2 protein-coding genes and 1 pseudogene are annotated in these 1,569 nt (G+C 73.9%); 2 read left to right on the top strand and 1 reads right to left on the bottom strand.

The annotated features are described in order from the left end of the window. The coding region (locus AB0G02_RS39455; RefSeq protein WP_360805406.1) for a hypothetical protein at window positions 1–302 on the bottom strand (302 nt) is incomplete at its 3' end. Between the two features lie 20 nt (window positions 303–322). On the opposite strand from AB0G02_RS39455, the gene AB0G02_RS39450 reads away from it, so the two are divergent. Continuing rightward, the gene (locus AB0G02_RS39450) at window positions 323–1,267 is read left to right on the top strand and encodes a bifunctional diguanylate cyclase/phosphodiesterase (RefSeq protein ID WP_360805403.1); all 945 of its coding nucleotides are present in this window, start codon (window positions 323–325) and stop codon (window positions 1,265–1,267) included. A 59-nt stretch (window positions 1,268–1,326) separates the two neighbouring features. Then, window positions 1,327–1,569: pseudogene (locus tag AB0G02_RS39445) on the top strand (hypothetical protein); the annotation flags it as partial.

The raw sequence follows: 1,569 nt of genomic DNA, 5'->3' as shown, positions 1-1,569 counted from the left end.
CACAACGCGCCGCCGCGCGACTCCAGCAGCAGCAGTTCGCCGTCGGCGGGCTCGTAGCGCGCCGTGCTGAACTCCGTTCCCGGCGCGCGCAGCGACAGCGGCTCCCGGCCGCCGGTCAGGTCCCACAGCCACACCGAGTCGCGGTGCAGGGCGGTGACGGCACGGCCGTCGCCGGAGAACTCGACCACGGCGCGCTCCGGGATCGCGTCGGCTTCCACGAGCGTCCCGCCCTTGCCGTCGAGCACGGTGAGGCGGCCTCCGTCGAGGTCGGAGACGGCGAGCTCGCCTCCCGGACCGGTCACCAGCCCGAGCCGGGTGGGGCGTGGCCGAGTACGGGCCCGGTGACACCTGGGAGCTCGTGCTGGCCAACGCCGACCTCGCCCTCTACGCCTCCAAGGCCGCCGGCCGCAACCGGGTCACCGTCTACGAACCCGGCCACTACGCCGACACCGCCAAGCGCGTGTCCGTCCTGGACCGGCTGCGCGCCGCGCTCGACCACGGCGGCCTGGCCCTGCACGCCATGCCGATGGTGCAGCTGGCCACCGGCAAGACCCTCGGCCACGAACTGCTGCTGCGGCTGGAGGACGGCCAGGAGCCCTACCTGGGACCGGCGGAGTTCCTGCCCGAGGCCGAACGCTCCGACCTCGTCCTGGACATCGACCGGTGGGTGCTGTCCACCGCCATCGACACCCTCGTCCGCCACCCCGACCCCGAACTGCGGTTCAACGTCAACATCTCCGGCCGCACCCTGGAGGACTCCGACTTCGGCGGGTTCGTCCTGGACCGGCTCGCCACCGCCGGCGTCGCCCCCGGCAGGCTCGGCCTGGAGATCACCGAGACCGCCGCCGTCACCAACCTCGACGCCGCCCGCGCCCTCGCACTGCAGCTGCGCGCGTTCGGCTGCCGCATCACCCTGGACGACTTCGGCTCCGGGTTCGGCTCGTTCGTCCACCTCAAGCACCTGCCCATCACCGGCATCAAGATCGACGGCGAGTTCGTGCGCGGCATCGACGAACGCTCCACCGACGCCGTGCTCGTCGCCGGGATCGTGCAGATCGCCCAGGGCCTGGGCCTGTCCGCCGTCGCGGAGTGGGTCGAACGGCCCGCGCAGGTCGAAGCCCTCACCCGGCTGGGCGTGCGCGTCGGACAGGGCTTCCACCTCGGCAGGCCACAACCCCTGGCGCACGTCCTGTCGGCCCAACCGCAGCCGCCGAACGGCGCATTGTCGCCACGCCTGGCCGGTGCGGAGGATGGGGCGCGTTCCTGATCGGCCCCGACCCACGCCCGACCGCCGCCCGCCGCCCGCCCCGAGGGGGAGCCACCGCCGTGCCCGGTACCACCGACAGTCCCGCACGCGGTCTCCGCCGCGTCGAGCTGAGCACCCCCCGACCCGAACCCGTCGCGGAGTTCTACGCCCAACTCCTCGGCTGGGTGATCATCGCCGAACCCGACGGCTCGTTCACCGGCTGGGTCGGTGACCGGCTCGCCACCCACGTGCGCCCCGGCGAGGAGGGCTGGCGGGTCGTGTTCGCCGGCACCGGAGCCCGCAACCTCGACGGCGGCGCCGCC

The organism is Actinosynnema sp. NPDC023658 (genome assembly GCF_040639995.1).
Lineage (GTDB): Bacteria > Actinomycetota > Actinomycetes > Mycobacteriales > Pseudonocardiaceae > Actinosynnema.
Note: the sequence above shows the minus strand (reverse complement) of the source record. Positions and strands in the feature narration are given on the sequence as shown.